This window comes from Paenibacillus oceani (assembly GCF_014705615.1).
Classification (GTDB): domain Bacteria; phylum Bacillota; class Bacilli; order Paenibacillales; family NBRC-103111; genus Paenibacillus_AB; species Paenibacillus_AB oceani.
This window is the reverse complement of record NZ_JACXJA010000038.1, coordinates 90,038-108,931: the sequence shown is the minus strand read 5'-3', so window position 1 is coordinate 108,931 and position 18,894 is coordinate 90,038. Positions and strand designations below refer to the sequence as shown.

Below are 18,894 nucleotides of genomic sequence, written 5' to 3'. Positions count from 1 at the left end.
TCTCTTCCCTCTCCTTGTCTCTTCAAGGTAAATTCCTCTTTTAATTCCAGTTTCTTTACCTTTCACTTTTTTGTACCTAAGTAGTTACCCTAATTGTATCCTATCAAAAGGAGCTTTCCTTCATTGTACTGATTTCGGCCTGTAAAAACCAGTCCCATTTGCTCGGCGCATCCTGCTTCGGCACTTGATTGGGCAAAATCAAAACGAACGGACCACTTTTTCAATCGCTTCCGCTACATCATGCATCGCTTTCTCATCCGACAGCAGCACATTTTGACCCAGCCACAGCGCTTCCTTGGCGCAGAGGCGTTCGCAGACCGGGCAGTCATATTCGCGTTTTTGTCCGGTCCACATCTCCGTCATCTCCAAAATGGAAATATTGCGGTTCAGCGGAATGTAGCCGGCGGCGAGCGGGATGCCTTCTGCGTTGACCCGCCTGATAAACTCGTTTTTGTCCGCCTGCTCGGCGAACGCCGAATCCAGCTTGAACATATAGAGATGATAGGCGTGCCGGGTAATTCGGGCATCCTGCTTGAGCAGCCGCAAACCCGGAATTCGCGAGAGCAGGCCGTTTAACAACGAAGCATTTTTTTCGCGCGTACGCATCTGCTCCTCGAGACGGGTCATTTGGGCCAGCACCACAGCCGCTTGAAACTCGGTCATCCGGTAATTTTGCCCAAACCGGTCGTGTTGATACCAGCCTCCGTTCGGCACGCGTCCGACGTTGCAGATCGACCACGCGTTTTCCCACAGCTCCGCGCTGTTGGTTGTAAGAATTCCGCCTTCGCCGGCGTTTAAGTTTTTACTCGACTGCAGGCTGAACGTCCCGGCATCGCCGATCGCGCCGACGCCTTGCCCTTCCCACGTCGCGCCTACCGCTTGAGCGGCGTCTTCGATCAATGCAAGGCCATGCTTGGTTGCGATCTCCTTCAGCCGGGTCACATTAGCCGGAGCACCGGCGATATGAACGGCGATAATCGCTTTCGTCTTCGGCGTAATTAACGGCTCGATCCGTTCCGGGTCGATGAGCAGCGTATCCTCCTCGATATCCGCGAACACCGGGATGATCCCATACGCAAGCGCAGCCGATGCGGTAGCAATGAACGTATACGGCGGGACGATCACTTCGTCTCCCGGCTTAAGGCCGGCCGCTTGCAGCGCTACCGTAATCGCTACGGTACCGTTTACGACGCTGACGGCGTATCGGGAGCCTTGCAGCTCGGCAAATTTGCGCTCCATCTCGGGCAGCTTCGGCGAGTAATTCGGCTTGCCCGCGCCGCCGGCTCCTCCCCATTTGCCGGACTCCAGCACTTCCTTCAGCAGCTGCAGCTCCAAATCTCCATAAATCGGCCACGAAGCGAACGGTTCCTTCCGAACCCGCTCGCCTCCATCGATAGCAAGCTTATTATTCATATCCAATCCCCTTTCCATTGCGGTGTCGATCCTCTGCAACACTAGTGTAAGAGGTTTCGGGAACGGACGTATGCCATTTCAAAGAGCCTGCTGGACATTTTTTGATTCCTCTGCACGGAAAATGAAGGCATGACGGTCCTGTCATCGCAAAGGCGCAAAAACAAATTCCTGCTCAGCTGCAGAAATCTTCCTCTCCACAGGCCGGAAACGAGCGCATAGGGCTGGAATGTTACCTTCCGGAGCGTCAAACGTCAATCACTTCCTGCACAACAACAAAAACCCGCCGGTTGGCGGGGAACGTTATATCGGTACGCTATTGCTTCTTCAATTGCTCCCGGGCCATCTTGATCATCTCGCGAACCATCGCGCCGCCGATTTGTCCGCCGATCTTGCCGGCATCCTCGGTCGTTAATTGTCCGTTGTCCCCGGACGTTAGCGGAATCCCTAACGTTCGGGCTACCTCAAATTTTACATGATCCGGCTGCTCCGGGCTGACCGCATACCCTTCCTGCTTCATGACCGCTACTTTGAATGCGTCCAGGCTCTTCCCGGCCTCAGGCACAATCGGCGTCCGTCTGGATCTTCTTCGGGCCATACTGATCACCTCACGTAGTAGGTTGTCCAGCCGACTTCCCGGTTATTCGAAAGCCGAACCTTGGGATTTGGTCGATCGTCTTATATAATAGAACATGGAAGACTATTAATCCGCCATTATTGCACGCTGTTTTTCGTGCATACATCGGCATTTCAAATGAGGGATATCCGAATGAATATTGCATTTTTTCTCGTGCCGAAGCTCGAAGTCATTTGTTTGACCGCCCAATCTACACTCCGGCAGGCGTTGGAGCGGATGGAGTATCACCGGTATACTGCGGTGCCGGTTTTGTCCGAGGAAGGCCGTTATATAGGGACGATTACGGAAGGGGACCTGCTCTGGTTTCTCAAGAACACCGAGGGTGTCACGTTCGATAACGCGCACCGCCACTTGATCTCGTCCATTCCGATGCGGATGCATAACCAGCCGGTGTATATCGGGGCTAACATGGAAGATTTGATATCGAAGGCAAAAGCGCAAAACTTCGTACCGGTGATTGACGACCGGGAGCACTTTATCGGAATTGTCCGCCGGAGCGATATTATCGAATACTGCGCGCAGCAATTGTTTACTGCCGCTGCAAGCTCGAAACGAACCCTATAATCAATCGTTCTAGCCAAGGGCTGCGCCGGCATGATGCCGTTCACGCGGCTCTTGGTGTTTGTTGCCCCATGTTGTTCCCCCTGCAATAGGACCGGAGCCCGCCCGGCTCTCCCACCAACTTTTTCCTTGACAGGGAAAGATCCCATCTGTTAACTTACTCATTAGTAACATTACTTTAAAGTAACTTTATTAGTCCCTAAGCAATAATCGCGGTAAGAAAAGGAGCAGAACCCGGTATGACGCGAGAAAAAGGGCAAAAAGGCAAAGAAAGCCGGAGCCGGCTGCTGCATGCAGCGGCGAAGGAATTTGCGCTGAACGGATTTCATGAGACCAAGGTGAGTTCGATCGTAGCCGCTGCTGGGATGACTCAGCCGGCTTTTTACCTCTATTTCCAAAGCAAGGATGCCTTATTCGAACAATTGGTCAGCGAGTTCCGTTCAGGCGTCCAGCGCCTCCTTCTGGAAATCCGGATGGAATCCGGCCTGAACAAGCGCGACATCCCGGATCGGGTGGCCGGGGCCGTCGAAGCGGTCTTTCGCTATATGGGGGAAAACGTTCATCTGACCCGGATCGGACTCCTGATCGCCCCCGAAGCCGAGTCCATTAAAGGAGAGTTCATCTCCTGGCTGACCGGTAATTTGCTCGCAGAGCAGCAAGCCGGTTATTTCCGCTCCGGCCTGCAGATGGATTTTGTCGCCGAATGTTTGTACGGCATGATCGAGCGGCTCGTGTTCACTCAATTGATACCGGGCACTCATTCTCCGCATACGCTGGCCCGGCAAATAGCAGATTTGATCCTGCCCGGTATGCTGGAAAAGGAGGCGGCACCATGAATATGATCATGGCGGGAATACAGATCGTCCTGGGGTTATACGTCTTGCTTGGCGGGGTGATCAAGCTTCTCCGCGTGCCGTTTCAAGTCGTTCATTGGGAGCTGTATCAATATCCGATGTGGACGATGACCTTGGTAGGAATCGTAGAGGTTCTCGCAGCCGCGGGGCTGATCGGGGGCTTGGGGGATCGCCGGCTAGCCGGTTTGGCTGCCGCTGTGCTCGTTGTGATGATGGCCGGGGCGATTTATACGCATTTGTTCCAGGCGAGACAACCTGTCGTTACGATTATTCCGGCCTCCCTCTGTTTCCTACTCGCCTTGGTTGTAATCTCCGGCAGTTGGCCTTGGGTATCCGGCCCCTGATGGAACGGACAATTAACAAAATACCAAGTCCACACCGAATACATCCACCAGTTGTCCCTCCGGGTGGTCAAGTCGTTCGCAGGGCAAAAGGAATACCCGATATGGTGGGGCATATGGGTTTTCAGGGTCAGACAGCATCTTCGCATATGATAATGCGTCGTAACGACCAAGATCCGTTTCAGCTGATCCAGCCCGATCTGTTGATCGAGCAGTTTCATCGATTCTGTAACGTTTTCCGTCGTATTATTGGCGCTTGTCTCCAAATAAATATGTTCGGCCGGTATGCCAAGCTCCATCGCCCGATCGGCCATTTGCCGGGCTTCTGGGACGTCCAGCTTGCCGCCGGTCATGAACAGCTTGCCCGTCCGTTTGGACTGATAGAGCTGAACGGCTACGGGAACGCGATAGCGGGCCGCTTTTTTGCTCCCGAACACAAGAGCGAGGTCCCCGTTCGCTCCGTCATCCTCCATCCCTTCGAACAAGATGCGATCAATCAGCGCCCGGTTGTTTGCATGCACCTGCTCAAGACGTACCTCAGATAGTTTCATTGATCGAAACCGTTCCTTTCCTGATCCGTTTCGCTCCGCTGCCCGCCTAGATTCCGAAACATCTGCTCCCACTCGTCATTCAATAGTTCTCCATTCAGGAAATGCAGCCCTTCGATGCCAAAACTGCCGTCCGATTTTTTATACAAGTAAAACCCCGCCCAATGCTCGGTCTCTTGCCCATTATGCGAGATCGTAACGAACGCATTGGTCAAAACGGCCATATCGTCGATACTCGACTTTAAATCCCGGTACGACACGATATAAGTGCCGTCTTCTTTCCACCTCTTGATCTTGGCCGCCCATGCAGCGCGAGAGGTCTCGTATTCATTGCCCGGCGAGGGTCGGACCGCTTTTCGGTCGTAGGCGACGTCGAACGCTTTCTCGTAATGCCCGGCGACCAGCTGTTTCATAAACGACTTGGAGCTGCTGGTCCGCTGTAACGTTTCGATCGGCTTCGTCTGAACCCCTATCACGGCCAGCAAATAAACGATTAACAGGAAAAGCAGCCCCCATAAGACACGGTCGACGATTTTCCGGACTTTCGGATTCAAATGTCTCAGCTCCTATCGTTACCCGTTGCGGGTGTCGCCCCTCTTGCCTGTCGTCAGCCGGTAAAACATTTGGCGTAAAACCGGCGGATCACGTCCGCAAAGGCGGCGGGTTCCTCGATATGAGGGCTATGGTTGCTTTCTCAAACACGACCAACTCGGCCCCGGGAACGAGATCACCAATCTCCCGCGAGCACTCGAGCGGGCATTGGGCGTCATATTTGCCGCAGAGCACGAGCGTTCTGCGAACAGATCGGCAAAATAGTTTCCCTTGTCCGTGAAGGCCGAGTAGAAAGGAGTGACACACAAAGGTTTCCCCTGCCCGGCGGAAAATAATTCAAACGTTCCCCGCTTCGTCTTCGCCATCATCGGCTCCCATTTCAACATTCGGGCTTCATCTCCTCCTGGTCCGGTTGGCCGGGATTGCTTGTTGCGGCTTTGACATATTTCAGAAAGTAGTCTCTCGTCTCCTCATGGGATAATCGGCTCTCTACATCCGCCAAGTCCACCATTGCTATATTGTCAATCTCGCCGCCGGTTAACTCCCAATCGTCACCGTTCCCCAAGTACTCCACTATAAACATGGTCGTTTCTTGACGCTCATAACCTATTTTAGCGCGAATTTCTTCTCCGAACGTAAACGTAAAAGGCTCCGGAAGCTGTCGAACGATCCGATAACGGTCGGAGCCCGTTTCCTCAAGCAGTTCTCTTAAGACCGCCTGCTCCGGATCGGAATCGGAATCCTCGACTCCGCCCTTGGGAAAATCCCATACCCCATCCATTTTCCCATAGCTGCTTGCTACTTTACGAACGAGCATGACTTTATTCCCTTGAAAAACAATCGCACCGACCGCTTTACGGACCACCCTGTAATGTGACGTATCCCCCAACATTTCTATTGCTGTATCACCGCGATCCGCATCCAGGACGACCTTGCTTAAGGCTGTCGGGTGAATGATCGGCGGCTGCCACAGTTTCTTAAGCGGATCGCCTCGAAAGTAAGCCATCATCATCTTTAAGGCGACCGCATGCGTCACAATTAATAAAGTTCCGCCCCGATGGGCAGCGATCAGTTCCGTCAACGCTGGAATAACCCTTTCGGATAACTGAACAAACGATTCTCCGCCACTTGAAGGAACATAAGTATGAGGCTCGTTCCAAAACGCAGAATACTTCGCAGAATCCGTACGCTCCAGATCGACGCGGTTCTGTCCCTCCCAATCTCCGAAATGAATTTCCTTTAAAGAATCCATCGGGATTATCGGGATATCTCGTGTTCCTCGGATTCGATCAGCCGTATCCGATGCCCGTTTACTCGAACTGCAATAAATCGCATCGATCGGCACCTTTTCCAGTTTCGCACCCAGCCATTCCGCCTGCTGCTTTCCCAGCTGAGTGAGCGCAGAATCCCGATGACCCTGCAGCCGTCCTTCCACATTCCATTCCGTTTCTCCGTGACGGGTTAAGTAGAGGGTTGTTTTCATCGTAGAATTTCAGCCCCTTTTGCAAACCAGATTATGCACTCTCCCTTGGTCCCCTTATTATACATCAGGTGACCCGACCCTCTACCCGGCTTCGAACAAAATAGGAGTCTTTGGTGAGGCTGTCAATTCATTGTGTAGAAGTGATAGCAGGTCGTTCCAAGTGAAAAGTTACCTTCTTCTGCTCAAACAGGTTGTCCGGAATCCCTTGATTGAATAAGGATTGTAAGGTAAGGGATTCCAGACAAAACTCGCCAGAAGGTAATCGTTTCCCTTTCCACTTGGTTAATCCACAATGAATCGACAGCCTCTTTGGTATGTTCTAATTTCGGCCTTTTCCAAAAACTAACACAAATAGAGGCGGTTTGCACTCCTTATTTCCACCAACTGGCGGGGGATTCGCCCTACTCACCGATTTTTACAGGGTACAAACCGCTCTTATTCAGTTCCTGCCACGATGAATCCCCCGGCATAAGAGGTAGCTTTTCTGGGTTCAGATTGTTCCGGTTCGCTTTAGCGCCTTAAACACTTTGGCGAATATAATTATCCCATGCTGAGCGAATTAAAAAATACGTCCGGTGAGCTTCCGGACGGTCCTTTGACGTACAAACCCATACGCTAACGCGTGAAAGAGAATGGGTACCACCTTCCTCCTTTGCTCCAGCCGCTCGCTCTCAGTCGTGTTGTCTTTTTGCGGTGGTATCGCTAACGAACCCAGCAACCGTTATCAGAGCCGAATGCGGGCGTTTGAATTTATAACGAACTCTAGTATGGTTATTTCCGCAAATCAGATTCGTTTTTTGCCACTTTCGGTTCAATAACGATCCTTAGATTCGTTACGTCTGGAAAAACGTCGTTTTTCAGTCATAAGCGTGATCCGATTCGTTAGTCATCGGACCTGAGTTTACGTACTCTAACGACAAGGAAGGAAACCCCTTCCCTTCATTTAGCACGGTAAAGAGCTTAAACTTCCCTGGCAGATAAAAAAGCCTTTGTACCCACGAAGTTTTATAAATTATATGTATAAAAAAAGCTGCCCGCATCCAAATCGATGAGAACAGCCCTTGTATATTCAGATAAAAGATGAAGATGATGACACATTCCCGACGGCTCCCGCTCCCGGATTAGAACTTAAAATCGTCGTCCGTCAGCGGCTCGACGTGAATGGTGCGCACATAACCGTTGCCCTTCTTGGAGAAGAAATCATGTTGCTTCGTACGCGTACTGATTCCGTTGAAGACGATCGGATTCACTTCCTCCTCGGGGAAGGCCGGCTCCTGTCCCAAGTTCATCAGCGCTTTGTTCGCGTTGTACCGGACAAACTTCTTCACTTCCTCAGTTAGTCCGACCGCATCGTACAGCTGCTCCGTATGCAGCTCCTCGTTGCGGTGCAAGTAGTGAAGCAGCCCTTGGAACGTCTCCAGCGCGTCCTTCTGTTCGTCTTCATCCAGCTCTGCGAACACCTCTTGAGCCAGTACGCCTACGTACAACCCGTGAATGCTCTCGTCGCGCAAAATCAGGTCGATCACTTCGCCGCTGCTCGTCATTTTGCCTTGTCCGGCCAAATACAACGGGTAGAAAAATCCGCTGTAGAACAAGTAGCTCTCGAGCAGCACCGAAGCCGCCATCGCCAAGTACAAATCTTTGCGCGTCTCGATCGAGCGGTAATATTGCGAGATCGTCTCCGCTTTCGTTTGCAGGAAGCGATTGTTCTCCACCCAGCGGAACACCCCGTCGATCTCTTCGGTCGTCGCCAGCGTCGTGAAGATGCTGCTGTATGACTTGGCGTGGATCTGCTCCATCATTCCCATAAATCCGAGCACCGCTTTGCGCTGCAGGCCGTCCACATGCTCCATAATCTTCGGCATGCCGACTCCGCCCTGCACCGTATCGAGCAGCGTCAGTCCGCCTAGCACCTTCATATACAGCTCGCGTTCGTCTTCATTCAGCGCAATCCACGACATTTTGTCGTCGGAAAGCGGAATTTCCTCGTCCGTCCAAAACTGCATGATGTTCTGATTCCAAAATGTATTGGTAAAATCGTCGTCCGGCCGGTTCCAGTTGACGGCTTTATGCGTCTTTGCCTCTTTCATGAGTCCATGATCTCCTTCCGTCCATCCACACCGTTGTTACACGGAGCAACTGACGCATTCTTCAACGGACAAACGGTTCGTCCGGGTGTAGTACAGCGACTTCAGCCCTTTTTTGGCGGCATATATATAGTAACGGGCAAGCTGTCTCGTCGTCACGTCGCTGTTCACATGCAGAACCGTGGAGATGCCCTGGTCGACATGCGTCTGAATCTCGGCAATCAGATCGATGACCTTAAACTGGTCCATGTTGTAAGCCGATTTATAGTAGAAGAAATTGTCCCGGTTCAAATACGGCATCGGATAATACGTAGTCGAGTTGGCATACGTGCGCGTCTCGATCGGCTCGACGATCGGCATAACGCTCGAGGTCGCGTTCTGGATATACGAGATGCTTTGCGTCGGCGCAATCGCCAAACGGTAGGCGTGGTACAAGCCGTGCTTCCTTACGTCTTCCTTCAGCTTGTGCCAATCTTGAGGCGACGGAAGGGCGATCCCTTCGAACAGCTGCTTGATCTTATCCGATACGGGACGGAAGTCGTTTTCCACATAACGGTCGAAGTAAGTGCCTTTCGCATATTCGGACCGTTCAAAACCCTCGAACACGATTCCTTTCCCGCGGGCGATATCCATGCTTTTCTCGATGGAATAAAAGTTCATCGCCATGAAGAACGTGCGGGCAAATTCGATCGCCTCGCCGCTGTCGTACGCAATGCTGTTTTTGGCCAGGAAGCCGTGCAGATTCATCGCCCCGAGCCCGACCGAATGCAGCTCGCGGTTCGCCTTCGCGACGCCAGGCGCATTCGAAATAAAAGTCATATCGCTAACCGCGGTGAGTGCGATCATCCCTTCATGCACCGACTCGCGGATCTTTTTCCGTTCCATCACATTGGCGATATTGAGAGACGCCAGGTTGCAACTGATGTCGCGGCGGATGATATCGGCTTGACCGTAGTCGCCGATCTCCGACGTTTCCTGCAATTGGAATATTTCCGTGCACAGGTTCGACATTTTGATCGATCCGATATCTTTAAGCGCGTGAGCGCGGTTGGCATTGCTGCGGTTCATCATGTACGGATATCCCGATTCGAGCTGGATCGTGGCGATTTTGACGAGCATGTCTCTGGCTCCCATAACCGCTTTTTTACGAATGCGGCCGTCGGCCATCAGCACCTCGTACATATCGTCCATATCCATATCGTCCAAATGGGTGCCGTAAGCCCGGTATACCGAGTATGGACCGAATACGTGAAGCGGCTCGTTTTGCTCGGCCAGCTTATAGAATTTATCCGGCACGATCAAGCCGATCGATAACGTCTTCAGCCGGGATTTCTCGTCCGCGTTAATTTTTTTACTGTCCAGAAATTCGATGACGTCCCAGCCGAAAATGTTGTAGTACCCCGCTCCGGAGCCTTTGCGCTGCCCCATCTGGTCGGCATAGGAGAACGCGTCCTCCATCAGCTTGAGCACCGGCATGATGCCTTTGGCGGCGCCTTCGACGCCCTTGATCGGCTCGCCGCGGCCGCGCAGCTTCGACAAGTTGACGGCTACGCCGCCGCCGATCTTGGACAGCTGCATGCAAGTGCCAATGCCGTAATTGATCGAATTCAGAGAATCGTCGAGCTCGAGCAGGAAGCACGATACCATCTCGCCGCGCCTGCTCTTGCCTGCGTTCAGGAAGGTCGGCGTAGCCGGCTGCAGCCTGCGCTCCATCATCGATTCGGTCAGTGAGCGGGCCGCATCCATATCGCCGCGCGCCAGATGGAGCGCAACGATCGCCACGCGGTCCGGGAAATGCTCCATATATAGGGAACGGTCGTCGCTTTTTAAAGCGTAATCCGTGTAAAACTTCGATGCCGCCATGTAGGACGGGAATTCGAACCGGTATTGATGCGCGATGTTATAGATCTCTTCAACCTGCTCCATCGTGTATGTATCCAGTACATTTTCGTAAAAGTCGTTGTCGATCATATGACGGACCTTCTCAGCCGTCGAAGCAAAACGAACGCTTTTGCGGCCGACTTCCTCCATAAACGCCGCGACCGCTTCCCGGTCTTTATCCAGGCTGAAAAAGCCGTCCTGATCGCGCTGCATCAGCATGTTGTTCAACTCAATATGCCGCAACTGCGTTCACCTCCCGCACGAACTTCTCTACATCCTGCGACGTTCCGGCCAGTTCGAACTTGGCCAGCACCGGCACCCCGTACAAGTCGGAGATCCGGTCCGCGCTCCGCGCGAAGCCTTCTCCCCAATTGCGGTTGCCGCTCGCGCATACGCCGATCATCTTGGCCGAGTTCCGTTTCAGGAAGTTCAGCGTTTTCTCCGGAGCTTGCCCGAATCCGGTTGTATAGGTAACGAGGACGAACGGCTCGTCGACAGTCATTTCTTCGTCAATCTTGACTGCCGGCAAATTCAGCTTGTTGACGAACCGTTTCACATTTCCCGTTCTGGAGTCGTAAGCGATCAACATCTGGATTCTCCTCTCTATGTACCCTAGACCCGTGAGCGTCTCTTCAGATGGGAAGATCTGCTTGCCGAAGGCAGCGGCTCCGCACCGATTCCGTTAAAAAAGACGCATCTGCGGTAGCCAAGTGCCGGATGCGCCTTTTGCGCGCATGCTAAAGAACGCCTGCAAGCACAAGGACGATGCGGACACTTTCCTATCGACCGTAGGTAACGTGTCTAAGATATCGGGCAGGTCTCCTGACTCGGGGATCATCACTTCGAGTCCGCCTTCCCGGCACTAGATGTGCCAGTGGCCAAGGACTGAAGCTACTCCCTTACAGTGGCGGGACCGTGCCGGCTTCTCACCGGACTTCCCTATTAAGCTATCGCGCCCAGTTGGGCGGTCAGCACCCGAACGAACAATATGTAGTTCATGGAATTTAATTTATATCAAGATATTGTGTTTGTCAATCGGTTCAGCCGCCCATTTAAGTATGAAAATATGAAAACGGAGAAAGGAAATACGTCAATCTCGCATGGGGATTGAGATTCCCGACTTCAAAAAATTTTCGTCACATCTCCTCGTTTGCCCTGCCTCGCGCTTTTGCAAAAAACTAGTGAAAATGGATCTTCTCAGAACAAATTCATCAAGAATGGGAAAGGCAGGAGCCGCTTCCGCGACATCTGCGGAAAAGCTCCTGCCTGTAATAATTAACGCCATTAAATAACATAATCCAGGACGTATTCCTCAGCGGCGCGATACGTTTTCGTCCCCGACAGCGGCGGAGCATACACATGTAAGGATACGGTTCGTCCGGACGCTGGATTGGCCATCTGATGGATTTGACCGTACGGAGCATCCATCAGTTGACCTTCGCGCAGAATCGCCTCGGAGGACGCGTAGACTGCCTCTCCCCGCCCCTCTTTTCGGTAGATCGTATTCCGCAGCGTACCTTCGATCACCAACGCGCAGCCGGCGGAACAGCCGTGATCGTGAATGCGCGTTTCGGTGCGGGCCGGAATATGGATCACGATCACTTCCGCCTCTTCCGTCCGGCCTATGACATGACGGCCGTAGGGGAGCTGGGCTGGTTCCGTCACATAGGGGGCGAGCTCCTCCTTCGTACACGCCAGGGACGACAGCATTTCCCGCAAGTCGCGGACAGTCGGCTGCCGCAGAACGGCCAGCTCCTTTTCCACTCGCTGCAAAACCTTCATGGGGATAACGACCTCCTGTATGTCGATCACAATCGTATACCCCATCTATATGCGGCGCACCCGCTTCGGGCAAGTTGTCAGAAGCGTCTTCTCCTCTAAAAAAAGCTGTTCCACGCAAAAAAATCCGCAAATCGTGCGGATTTCTGCTTGAACTGTATTCAATACGCCTTTTGCGATCACAACGCGCGAATCATACCGCCGTCGACAAGCACGGCTTGACCGGTCACATACGTATTGGCGAACGATCCCAAAAATACGATCGTTTTTGCAAATTCTTCCGGCGTTCCGTAACGGCCCAGCGGAATTTGGCCCATCAGCAACGCGCGAACCTGTTCCTCGGACGTCCCTTTTTTCTGTGCGGCTAGACGGTCCAGCTCCACGATCCGGTCCGTCTCGATCCGTCCGGGGCCGACCGTATTGACGAGAATCGAATCCGGACCGAGCTCGGCCGACAAACTTTTCGTCAAGGCGTACACGCCTGCGCGAAAGACGTTGGACAAGATCAGATCCGGGATCGGCTGCTTGACGGATACCGAAGTCAGGTTGACGATCCGTCCGCTCCCTTGCCGTCTCATATGCGGCAGCGCTTCGCGGATCAGCCTGACGACGCTCATCAGGTTTTGCTGAAACGCCGCTTCCCACGCTTCGTCTGCGAACTGGTCGAAGCCGCCTCCCGGAGGCCCGCCTGCGTTCGTCACCAGCACATCCAGCCGCCCCGACCAATCGATAGCAGCCTGAACCGTCTTCGCTATATCTTCCTTCCGGTTAACGTCGGCAGTTACCGCCAGCACTTCACGACCAGTCTCCCGTTCAATCTCTTCCTTGGCTTGCCGCAAATGGTCGGAGCTGCGGCTCGAGATGACGACGTTCGCCCCTTCCCGGGCGAATTCAAGCGCGCTCGCTTTGCCAAGTCCTTTGCTGCCCGCCGTAACGAGCGCCGTTTTTCCATCCAGCAGCATATTCATCTTGATCTAGTCGCTTCCTTTCCGATGTCTGTTTTTGGAGGTTACAGGATCATGTCCTTTTCTCTTTGCGTCAATTTGCGGGCCGGGATGTCCAGCACGAGCCGGCCGCCCGACAAGCCCCACAGCCGGGTAGCGTTTCTCTCCGCCATCTCCAGATTCTGCATGGCGCAGATAACGATCAAGTCCTGATCCTTGCACAGCGCGCGCAGATCCTGCAGCACTTTACCCGCCGATTCCGGGTCCAGCCCCTTGGTCGGCTCGTCAGCCAGGATGACTTTCGCGCCTTGCGCCAGCGCCCGTGCGATTGCCACACGTTGCTGTTCGCCCCCGCTAAGCTTCTCGGCGGGAAGCATCTTCGCTTTATCAATCAGTCCGACCCGCTCCAGGTAGTCCATCGCCCGGATATGCTCCTCGGTAGACACCGTACCGGTTAGTTTGCGCCATAACGGCAGTTGGAAAAACCGCCCGCTGAATACGTTTTTGAGCGCGTTCTTTTTGAGATTGAGGGCAGGACGCTCCTCAAGGTAAGCCCAGTCCTTGCGCAGCTTGAGCTTGTCCATCACATTTTTGTCGGACAGCTCCGTTCCATCCACGATCAGTTGCCCTTCCGTCCATCTTTGCTGGAGGGCGATACAGCTGAGCAGCGTCGATTTGCCGCTTCCGCTCGCTCCGATCAAGCCGACGAATTCCCCTTTGTCGACCTGAAAGCTCACTTTGGACAAAATCGTCTGGCCTTCGGGTAATGTTCGGGTTAGATTGCGTACAATGATCATTGAAATATCAGGACTCCTTTGCCTCGGCGGCTGCCGTTCCAGTAGCGGTTGCACAGGCTTTACGCTTCATTATATCACAGGCGCCCAGCGGTTGCGGAACCGTTTTCCCGCCCCGATACATGGAAGCGAAAAGGCCTTTCGTCAAAGGGATGACAAAAGACCTTCCATCCACAGCAATCATCAAGCTAACTTACAGTGAAATGCTGTCCTTGCTCTTCAGCGGATAACATTCGATCCCGTGCTCCTTGAGCATCGCGGTGAACCGTCCCGCATCCTGCTCGATCACCGGAAACGTATTGTAATGCAGCGGAATAACCCGCTTCGTATTCAGCCATCGCGCCGCATATACGGCATCGTCCGGTCCCATCGTATAATTGTCCCCGATCGGCAACGCCGCAAGCGAGATCCGGTTCATTTCCCCGATCAGCTTCATGTCCCCGAACAGCGAAGTATCCCCGGCATGGTACAACGTTTTGTCGCCCATCGTCAAAAGAATGCCCGCCGGCTGGCCGGCGTACAAATAGTCGTCGCCTTCGCGAAGCGAGGAACCGTGAAACGCCTGCGTATACTTGACCGTGAAGCCGTCGAACGTATACGACCCGCCGATGTTCATTGCATGGGCCTTCGCCCCGAGCCGCGTACAGTGCATCGCCAGCTCAAAAACGGCTACAATCGGACAGTCGTTGCGCTTCGCGATCTCGATACTGTCTCCGAAATGGTCGTCATGCGCATGGGTGAGCAGTACGGCATCCACCTCGATCTCCCTGGGCGAAACTCCGGAAGACGGATTACCCGACAAAAACGGATCGATAATAACCTTTTTCCCGCCGTTCTCCACGTACAGGCAGGAATGTCCCAAGTATGTAATGTTCACGCGAATTCACCATCCTTCGTCCAATTGTTGGCTTCCACCCCATTGTACATAAAATCGCCCGGAGAAGCCAACGATACGGGTGGAGGTGCATATTCCGATGTCTACATCCAAACGGCGCAAAGAAAATGCATGGAAAATGCGCAAGCAGAACCAGCAGCCTCACGGCAAAATTACGTCGCTAAAGGAATTGGCTGATCAGACTTCTCCTTCACCCGATCAGTAAGCATCGCCGCGAATAAAACCCCGTAGTTGCGGGCGGACTTGCGTCGCTCGTCAAATACGGGGTTGATCTCGTTTGCCGGTCTGTTCCGGTTCCTAGGACTCCTGCTTGCCGATTCCGTTCGCGGACGGCGGGAAAGCTTTCGCCTTATCGGCATGGAGCGTGCGGGCTTCTTCCTTTATACTCGACATATTTTGCTGTTCCTTATAAGCTTTTCGGCGATGATAGGGCACGATGCGGGTCACCTCCGTCAGATTATAGTCGGCTCATACATGTACCGGAAACTACCGGTCTTTCCTGCTGCTTCCTGTTAGTCGTCCTTGCTCTTCTGCTTGCCGGGCAGCCGCTGATCGGCCTTGCCTTTGCCCTGAGTCCGCCGGTTGCGTTCGTCCTTACGCTGCGTATCGTGAAGCTTGTCTAAGTACGATTGCGTATCGTCCACATTCGATTCCTCCTCGGCGTTACGGATGAATTCTATCCCTACAGGAATAAGAACACGTCCTTAGTGTATCCAGAACGAAAGTAAAACCGACACGTTCAAGTTGCCATTTCGAGCAAGCGGACCTCAGCCGAAGAAATGCCGAAAAAGCTCCCTTCCCCGAGCTCGGGGGCGGAAGCTTTTCGGTATACGAAGATATTATGCGCGCTGGCGGAAGAAGTTCCAGCCGCCGATCGTCGCCGGATTGCCTTCGTCGCTCGCAAGCAAAGCTTCATATTGAAGCGCAACCTTGCGGAACGCTTCGACATAACCGTCAATTTCTTCCGGACGGAAATGTTTGAACCACGGCAGCGAGTAGACCCGGGTCGCGATCGTCTCCGATACCGGCAAGCTGCCTTTCGGCTGACGCAGGTCGCGGCTTGCGTTCGCAATAATCGTCGGCTTGCCGTGACCGTATACGTCCGCCGTATGCTGCAGCGGATGCAAGTGCAGCGGCAGGTTGCAGCCCGGTCCGATCGGCACGCCTTCGGCGCTAACCGCCTGACAGAATCGCGTTACCGACAGTCCGCCGAGCTCCTTCGGCACATAATGTCCGTGCGTCGCGTACCAGCCGCCCATCGTGCTGTTCGAACCTTTCTCCGGGCGATGCGCTCTAAGCCCCGGAACGCCTTCCAACTGGTCCCAGAAATAGTTCATCGCCTTGTCGATCTCGCCGATCCGCTCGTCATAATACTTCAATTGAACGCGGCCGACAGCGGAGCTGACCTGGTGCATCCGGAACTTGTAGCCGCCGAGCGGCAGACCGATATTCGGCTGCAGGTACGGAGTTTGAATCTCCGCGTTGTTCCGCTCGTAATGGCCGAACGCGATCGCACGCTCGTAGATTTCCAGATCGTTCGTAACGAAAATGCCGCCTTCGCCGATGGCAAACGATTTGCCCGCCATGAGGGACATCGCCCCGACGTCGCCGATCGTTCCGACCCGGCGTCCTTTGTAGTAGCCGCCTTGGGCATGGGATACGTCCTCGATGACTTTCAGGTTGTGCTTTTTGGCAACCGCCATAATCGCATCCATATCGGCCGGGTAGCCGAGGTAATGTACGACGACGATCGCTTTCGTCCGTTCGGTAATCCGGTGCTCGATATCGTTCGGGTCCAGACACAGCGTAACCGGATCGATCTCCGCGAATACGACGGATGCGCCCAGCGAATAAGCCGGGAGCGCGGACGCCCAATATGTGACGCTCGGACAGATGACCTCGTCGCCTACGCCGATGCCGCAGCCGTAAAAAGCGCCAAGCAAGGAGCTCGTACCGTTGTTGAAGCCGAGAGCGTATTTCGTACCGAGCCATTCGGCGAATTCGCGCTCGAACTTTTTCGTAATATCGGTACCGGACATCGCGCCGTCGCGCAGCACCTGTACGGCAGCCGCCTCATCCTCCTCGGTAATGATCGGCCATTTAAACATACTTTGTGTCGGCTGCGGCACTGCCTTCGGTCCGCCCAGAATCGCAAGCTGTTTCAATTCGCTCATTGTATAAACACTCCTTATCATGTAGTGAAAGCTTCACAAACACAATCAAACCCTTTTCAGCTGTCCAGACCCATAGATTTCCCGCCGAGCAGTTTGATCAAGCTGGCCGGATGCTCGTCGCGCAGCGTGTAGGCCGCCTTCATACCATCGCTGCGAAACCGGATCTCCCGCCGGTACGGAGGCTCCACTCGCAGCATGGCAAACTGCTCGGGATCTTCCAGAAATCGGCGTGCCGCCCGTTCAGCTCCGGCACGAATCCGGTCACGGGCGATTACGGGATGGACGTGTATTGCCCCGTTGTTGCGTTCTTTGTACCCCTCGGTATTAAATTCGTCGCCGTTGCCCGGCATGAGCCCCCGCTTGACCGATACGGTCTCGATCCCGCCGACGAGTGCCGACGCCTCCGCCGCAAACGCTTCGTCGCCCGCACCAAAGATCGAACGGATGCCGAGCGTAGCTCCGCACATCGCAAGCTGGCCGAATTCTCCGACCGATACGTCATTGATCCGGTAGTCGATGACGTTGAACCAGCCGGTATGGGCCATCTGCGCGAAGGGCGTTCCCGCCTTGGCATGCTGCCCGATCCAGGCGATTGCGTCAAAGGAAGAATCCAGCATCGAGAAGTAATTGCCGTGGTACGGCCCCCGCATATACTGGGCTCTCGGGTCGAGCAGCAGATGATTGATTCCGCCGTAGCCGTGTCCGTCCACGACGAGAAATTCGGTCGCTCCGCCCGCGGCGAACCCTTCGATGGCGGCGTTCGTCTCCAGTGTGAGCAGCTTCTTGCCGTCCTCGTAATACGTTCCCCCCGGGACGACCCAATGGTCATGATTCACAATTCCCGCTACGCCTTCCATGTCGGTCATGATGATCATCTTCATACCGGTTCACCCCATCCGCAGAGCCGCCATTCGGCACCCTTGCTTCGACCGAATGTCGTCTCAGGCAATCGCTTTCCTTTTTTCAAAGTAAATATATAATAGAACTTGAAAGGACGTATGACAGAATCGTCACCGTCACGTGACACTTTTTAACCTATGGAGGCGCCATCATGAGAAAGACGATCCTTCCCGAATATCAGGACCATATCGGCGGGCTTGCGATGACTCCGGACGGCCAGCAGAGGTTTTTTATCAACGTCGGTTCCGTCGCCCATTCGCACCTGCACCATCACGATTTCGCAGAATTGTCTTTTTTCGTGGAGGGCTCGGGCGCCGAGTCGATCAATGGCGTTGAGCACCGGATTCGTCCGGGCACCGCTTCGTTTCTGCTTCCCAACCATATGCACAAGCTGGACAGCGACTCGGACCGGACTTTTACGAAATACCGCTGCATGTTCGATATGCCGATCTTGTTCGGCGTCCATGAGGACCCCGAATTTTCCAGACTCGTATACGGAATCGGAATCTCCTCGCCGTCGTTCGTCGATTTTGACGGCTCTTCGGCCGAACGGATGCGCACTACGATGGAGCAGCTCCTGGAGGAATACGGCAAGCCGGACTATCCCGGACGGCGTCACATGATCCGGCTGAAGCTGAGCGAAGCTTTGCTCTTATTCGTCCGGGAAAGCTCGGGCCAGCGGATTGCCGGTTCCGGAAGCGAGACGGAGAAAGTAAAGCTGTCTCCGATCCTGCAATACGTTCATATGCATTACACGGAGAGGTTGACGCTCGAAGAGCTGGCCTCGACTTTCCGCCAGAGCGCGCCTCACATCAGCCGTTCGTTCAAGGAGCATACGGGCAAAGGGTTTCTCGAATATGTCCGCCAGCTTCGTATCGAAAGCGCCGTTACGATGCTGCTCCATACGAATATGAGCATTACGGATATTGCCGCTTCGGTCGGCTTCGACTCGTTTCGCACCTTCGCCCGTGTCTTCCGCGATATTAAGGGGCAGACGGCGAGCGAATACCGGGAGGCTGTGAGAGCGGGACATCACCGGATGTAAGGAGTTGTA

Annotated in this window: 20 protein-coding genes, 1 pseudogene and 1 riboswitch; of the genes and pseudogenes, 5 read left to right on the top strand and 16 right to left on the bottom strand. The window is 54.0% G+C overall.

The window, feature by feature from the left end:
• Positions 1–198 precede the first annotated feature (198 nt).
• Complete coding sequence (locus IDH45_RS24875; protein WP_223836932.1) at positions 199–1,413, bottom strand: DegT/DnrJ/EryC1/StrS family aminotransferase; 1,215 nt, start codon at positions 1,411–1,413, stop codon at positions 199–201.
• A gap of 313 nt (positions 1,414–1,726) precedes the next feature.
• On the bottom strand, positions 1,727–2,008 hold the full coding sequence (locus IDH45_RS24870) for an alpha/beta-type small acid-soluble spore protein (RefSeq protein ID WP_190930839.1): 282 nt from the start codon (positions 2,006–2,008) through the stop codon (positions 1,727–1,729).
• A gap of 171 nt (positions 2,009–2,179) precedes the next feature.
• On the opposite strand from IDH45_RS24870, the gene IDH45_RS24865 reads away from it, so the two are divergent.
• From IDH45_RS24865 to IDH45_RS24855, 3 genes are all read left to right on the top strand, one after another.
• Entirely contained in the window at positions 2,180–2,611 is a 432-nt protein-coding gene (locus IDH45_RS24865; protein WP_190930838.1) for a CBS domain-containing protein, read from the top strand.
• Between the two features lie 236 nt (positions 2,612–2,847).
• Positions 2,848–3,444, top strand: a complete 597-nt coding sequence (locus tag IDH45_RS24860; protein ID WP_190930837.1) for a TetR/AcrR family transcriptional regulator — start codon at positions 2,848–2,850, stop codon at positions 3,442–3,444.
• Positions 3,441–3,806, top strand: coding sequence for a DoxX family protein (locus tag IDH45_RS24855; protein ID WP_190930836.1), 366 nt, complete (start codon positions 3,441–3,443; stop codon positions 3,804–3,806). Before IDH45_RS24860 ends, IDH45_RS24855 begins: the two co-directional genes overlap by 4 nt.
• Here the strand turns inward: IDH45_RS24855 and IDH45_RS24850 are convergent.
• The 11 genes and pseudogenes from IDH45_RS24850 to IDH45_RS24805 form a co-directional block, all read right to left on the bottom strand.
• A complete protein-coding gene (locus IDH45_RS24850) occupies positions 3,689–4,354 on the bottom strand; it encodes a YdcF family protein (protein WP_190930835.1) in 666 nt (221 codons plus the stop codon). The genes IDH45_RS24855 and IDH45_RS24850 overlap by 118 nt on opposite strands.
• A complete protein-coding gene (locus IDH45_RS24845; protein ID WP_190930834.1) occupies positions 4,351–4,905 on the bottom strand; it encodes a hypothetical protein in 555 nt (184 codons plus the stop codon). The genes IDH45_RS24850 and IDH45_RS24845 overlap by 4 nt, the downstream gene beginning before the upstream one ends.
• A gap of 243 nt (positions 4,906–5,148) precedes the next feature.
• Positions 5,149–5,289: pseudogene (locus tag IDH45_RS34290) on the bottom strand (alpha/beta fold hydrolase); the annotation flags it as partial.
• On the bottom strand, positions 5,283–6,386 hold the full coding sequence (locus tag IDH45_RS24840; RefSeq protein WP_190930833.1) for a histidine phosphatase family protein: 1,104 nt from the start codon (positions 6,384–6,386) through the stop codon (positions 5,283–5,285). The pseudogene IDH45_RS34290 and the gene IDH45_RS24840, both read right to left, overlap by 7 nt.
• Before the next feature lie 1,121 nt (positions 6,387–7,507).
• Complete coding sequence (gene nrdF, locus IDH45_RS24835) at positions 7,508–8,476, bottom strand: class 1b ribonucleoside-diphosphate reductase subunit beta (protein WP_190930832.1); 969 nt, start codon at positions 8,474–8,476, stop codon at positions 7,508–7,510.
• 36 nt (positions 8,477–8,512) lie between these two features.
• Positions 8,513–10,597 (bottom strand): class 1b ribonucleoside-diphosphate reductase subunit alpha, encoded by a 2,085-nt coding sequence (gene nrdE / locus IDH45_RS24830; protein ID WP_190930831.1) that lies wholly within the window; start codon positions 10,595–10,597, stop codon positions 8,513–8,515.
• Positions 10,584–10,943, bottom strand: a complete 360-nt coding sequence (nrdI, locus tag IDH45_RS24825) for a class Ib ribonucleoside-diphosphate reductase assembly flavoprotein NrdI (protein ID WP_190930830.1) — start codon at positions 10,941–10,943, stop codon at positions 10,584–10,586. Before nrdI ends, nrdE begins: the two co-directional genes overlap by 14 nt.
• Positions 10,944–11,149: 206 nt before the next feature.
• Positions 11,150–11,348, bottom strand: a riboswitch (cobalamin riboswitch).
• Between the two features lie 290 nt (positions 11,349–11,638).
• Positions 11,639–12,136 carry a cysteine dioxygenase gene (locus tag IDH45_RS24820; RefSeq protein ID WP_190930829.1) on the bottom strand — a complete coding sequence of 166 codons (498 nt, stop codon included), beginning with the start codon at positions 12,134–12,136 and terminating at the stop codon, positions 11,639–11,641.
• A 176-nt stretch (positions 12,137–12,312) separates the two neighbouring features.
• Positions 12,313–13,101 carry an SDR family oxidoreductase gene (locus IDH45_RS24815; RefSeq protein WP_190930828.1) on the bottom strand — a complete coding sequence of 263 codons (789 nt, stop codon included), beginning with the start codon at positions 13,099–13,101 and terminating at the stop codon, positions 12,313–12,315.
• 41 nt (positions 13,102–13,142) lie between these two features.
• Positions 13,143–13,874: a phosphonate ABC transporter ATP-binding protein gene (locus IDH45_RS24810; RefSeq protein WP_190930827.1), complete on the bottom strand. Its 732-nt coding sequence runs from the start codon at positions 13,872–13,874 to the stop codon at positions 13,143–13,145.
• A 190-nt stretch (positions 13,875–14,064) separates the two neighbouring features.
• The gene (locus IDH45_RS24805) at positions 14,065–14,748 is read right to left on the bottom strand and encodes a metal-dependent hydrolase (protein ID WP_190930826.1); all 684 of its coding nucleotides are present in this window, start codon (positions 14,746–14,748) and stop codon (positions 14,065–14,067) included.
• Positions 14,749–14,845: 97 nt separating this feature from the next.
• On the opposite strand from IDH45_RS24805, the gene IDH45_RS34285 reads away from it, so the two are divergent.
• Positions 14,846–14,971 carry a DUF6254 family protein gene (locus IDH45_RS34285; protein ID WP_223836931.1) on the top strand — a complete coding sequence of 42 codons (126 nt, stop codon included), beginning with the start codon at positions 14,846–14,848 and terminating at the stop codon, positions 14,969–14,971.
• A gap of 307 nt (positions 14,972–15,278) precedes the next feature.
• On the opposite strand, the gene IDH45_RS24800 is transcribed toward IDH45_RS34285, so the two are convergent.
• The 3 genes from IDH45_RS24800 to IDH45_RS24790 form a co-directional block, all read right to left on the bottom strand.
• The gene (locus tag IDH45_RS24800; protein WP_190930825.1) at positions 15,279–15,410 is read right to left on the bottom strand and encodes a DUF4023 domain-containing protein; all 132 of its coding nucleotides are present in this window, start codon (positions 15,408–15,410) and stop codon (positions 15,279–15,281) included.
• Positions 15,411–15,605: 195 nt separating this feature from the next.
• Positions 15,606–16,940, bottom strand: coding sequence for a DegT/DnrJ/EryC1/StrS family aminotransferase (locus IDH45_RS24795; RefSeq protein ID WP_190930824.1), 1,335 nt, complete (start codon positions 16,938–16,940; stop codon positions 15,606–15,608).
• 56 nt (positions 16,941–16,996) lie between these two features.
• Complete coding sequence (locus IDH45_RS24790) at positions 16,997–17,821, bottom strand: M55 family metallopeptidase (RefSeq protein ID WP_190930823.1); 825 nt, start codon at positions 17,819–17,821, stop codon at positions 16,997–16,999.
• A 170-nt stretch (positions 17,822–17,991) separates the two neighbouring features.
• Here IDH45_RS24790 and IDH45_RS24785 point away from each other — a divergent pair, with 170 nt between their 5' ends.
• Positions 17,992–18,885 (top strand): helix-turn-helix domain-containing protein, encoded by an 894-nt coding sequence (locus IDH45_RS24785; RefSeq protein ID WP_190930822.1) that lies wholly within the window; start codon positions 17,992–17,994, stop codon positions 18,883–18,885.
• The last annotated feature ends 9 nt before the right edge of the window (positions 18,886–18,894 follow it).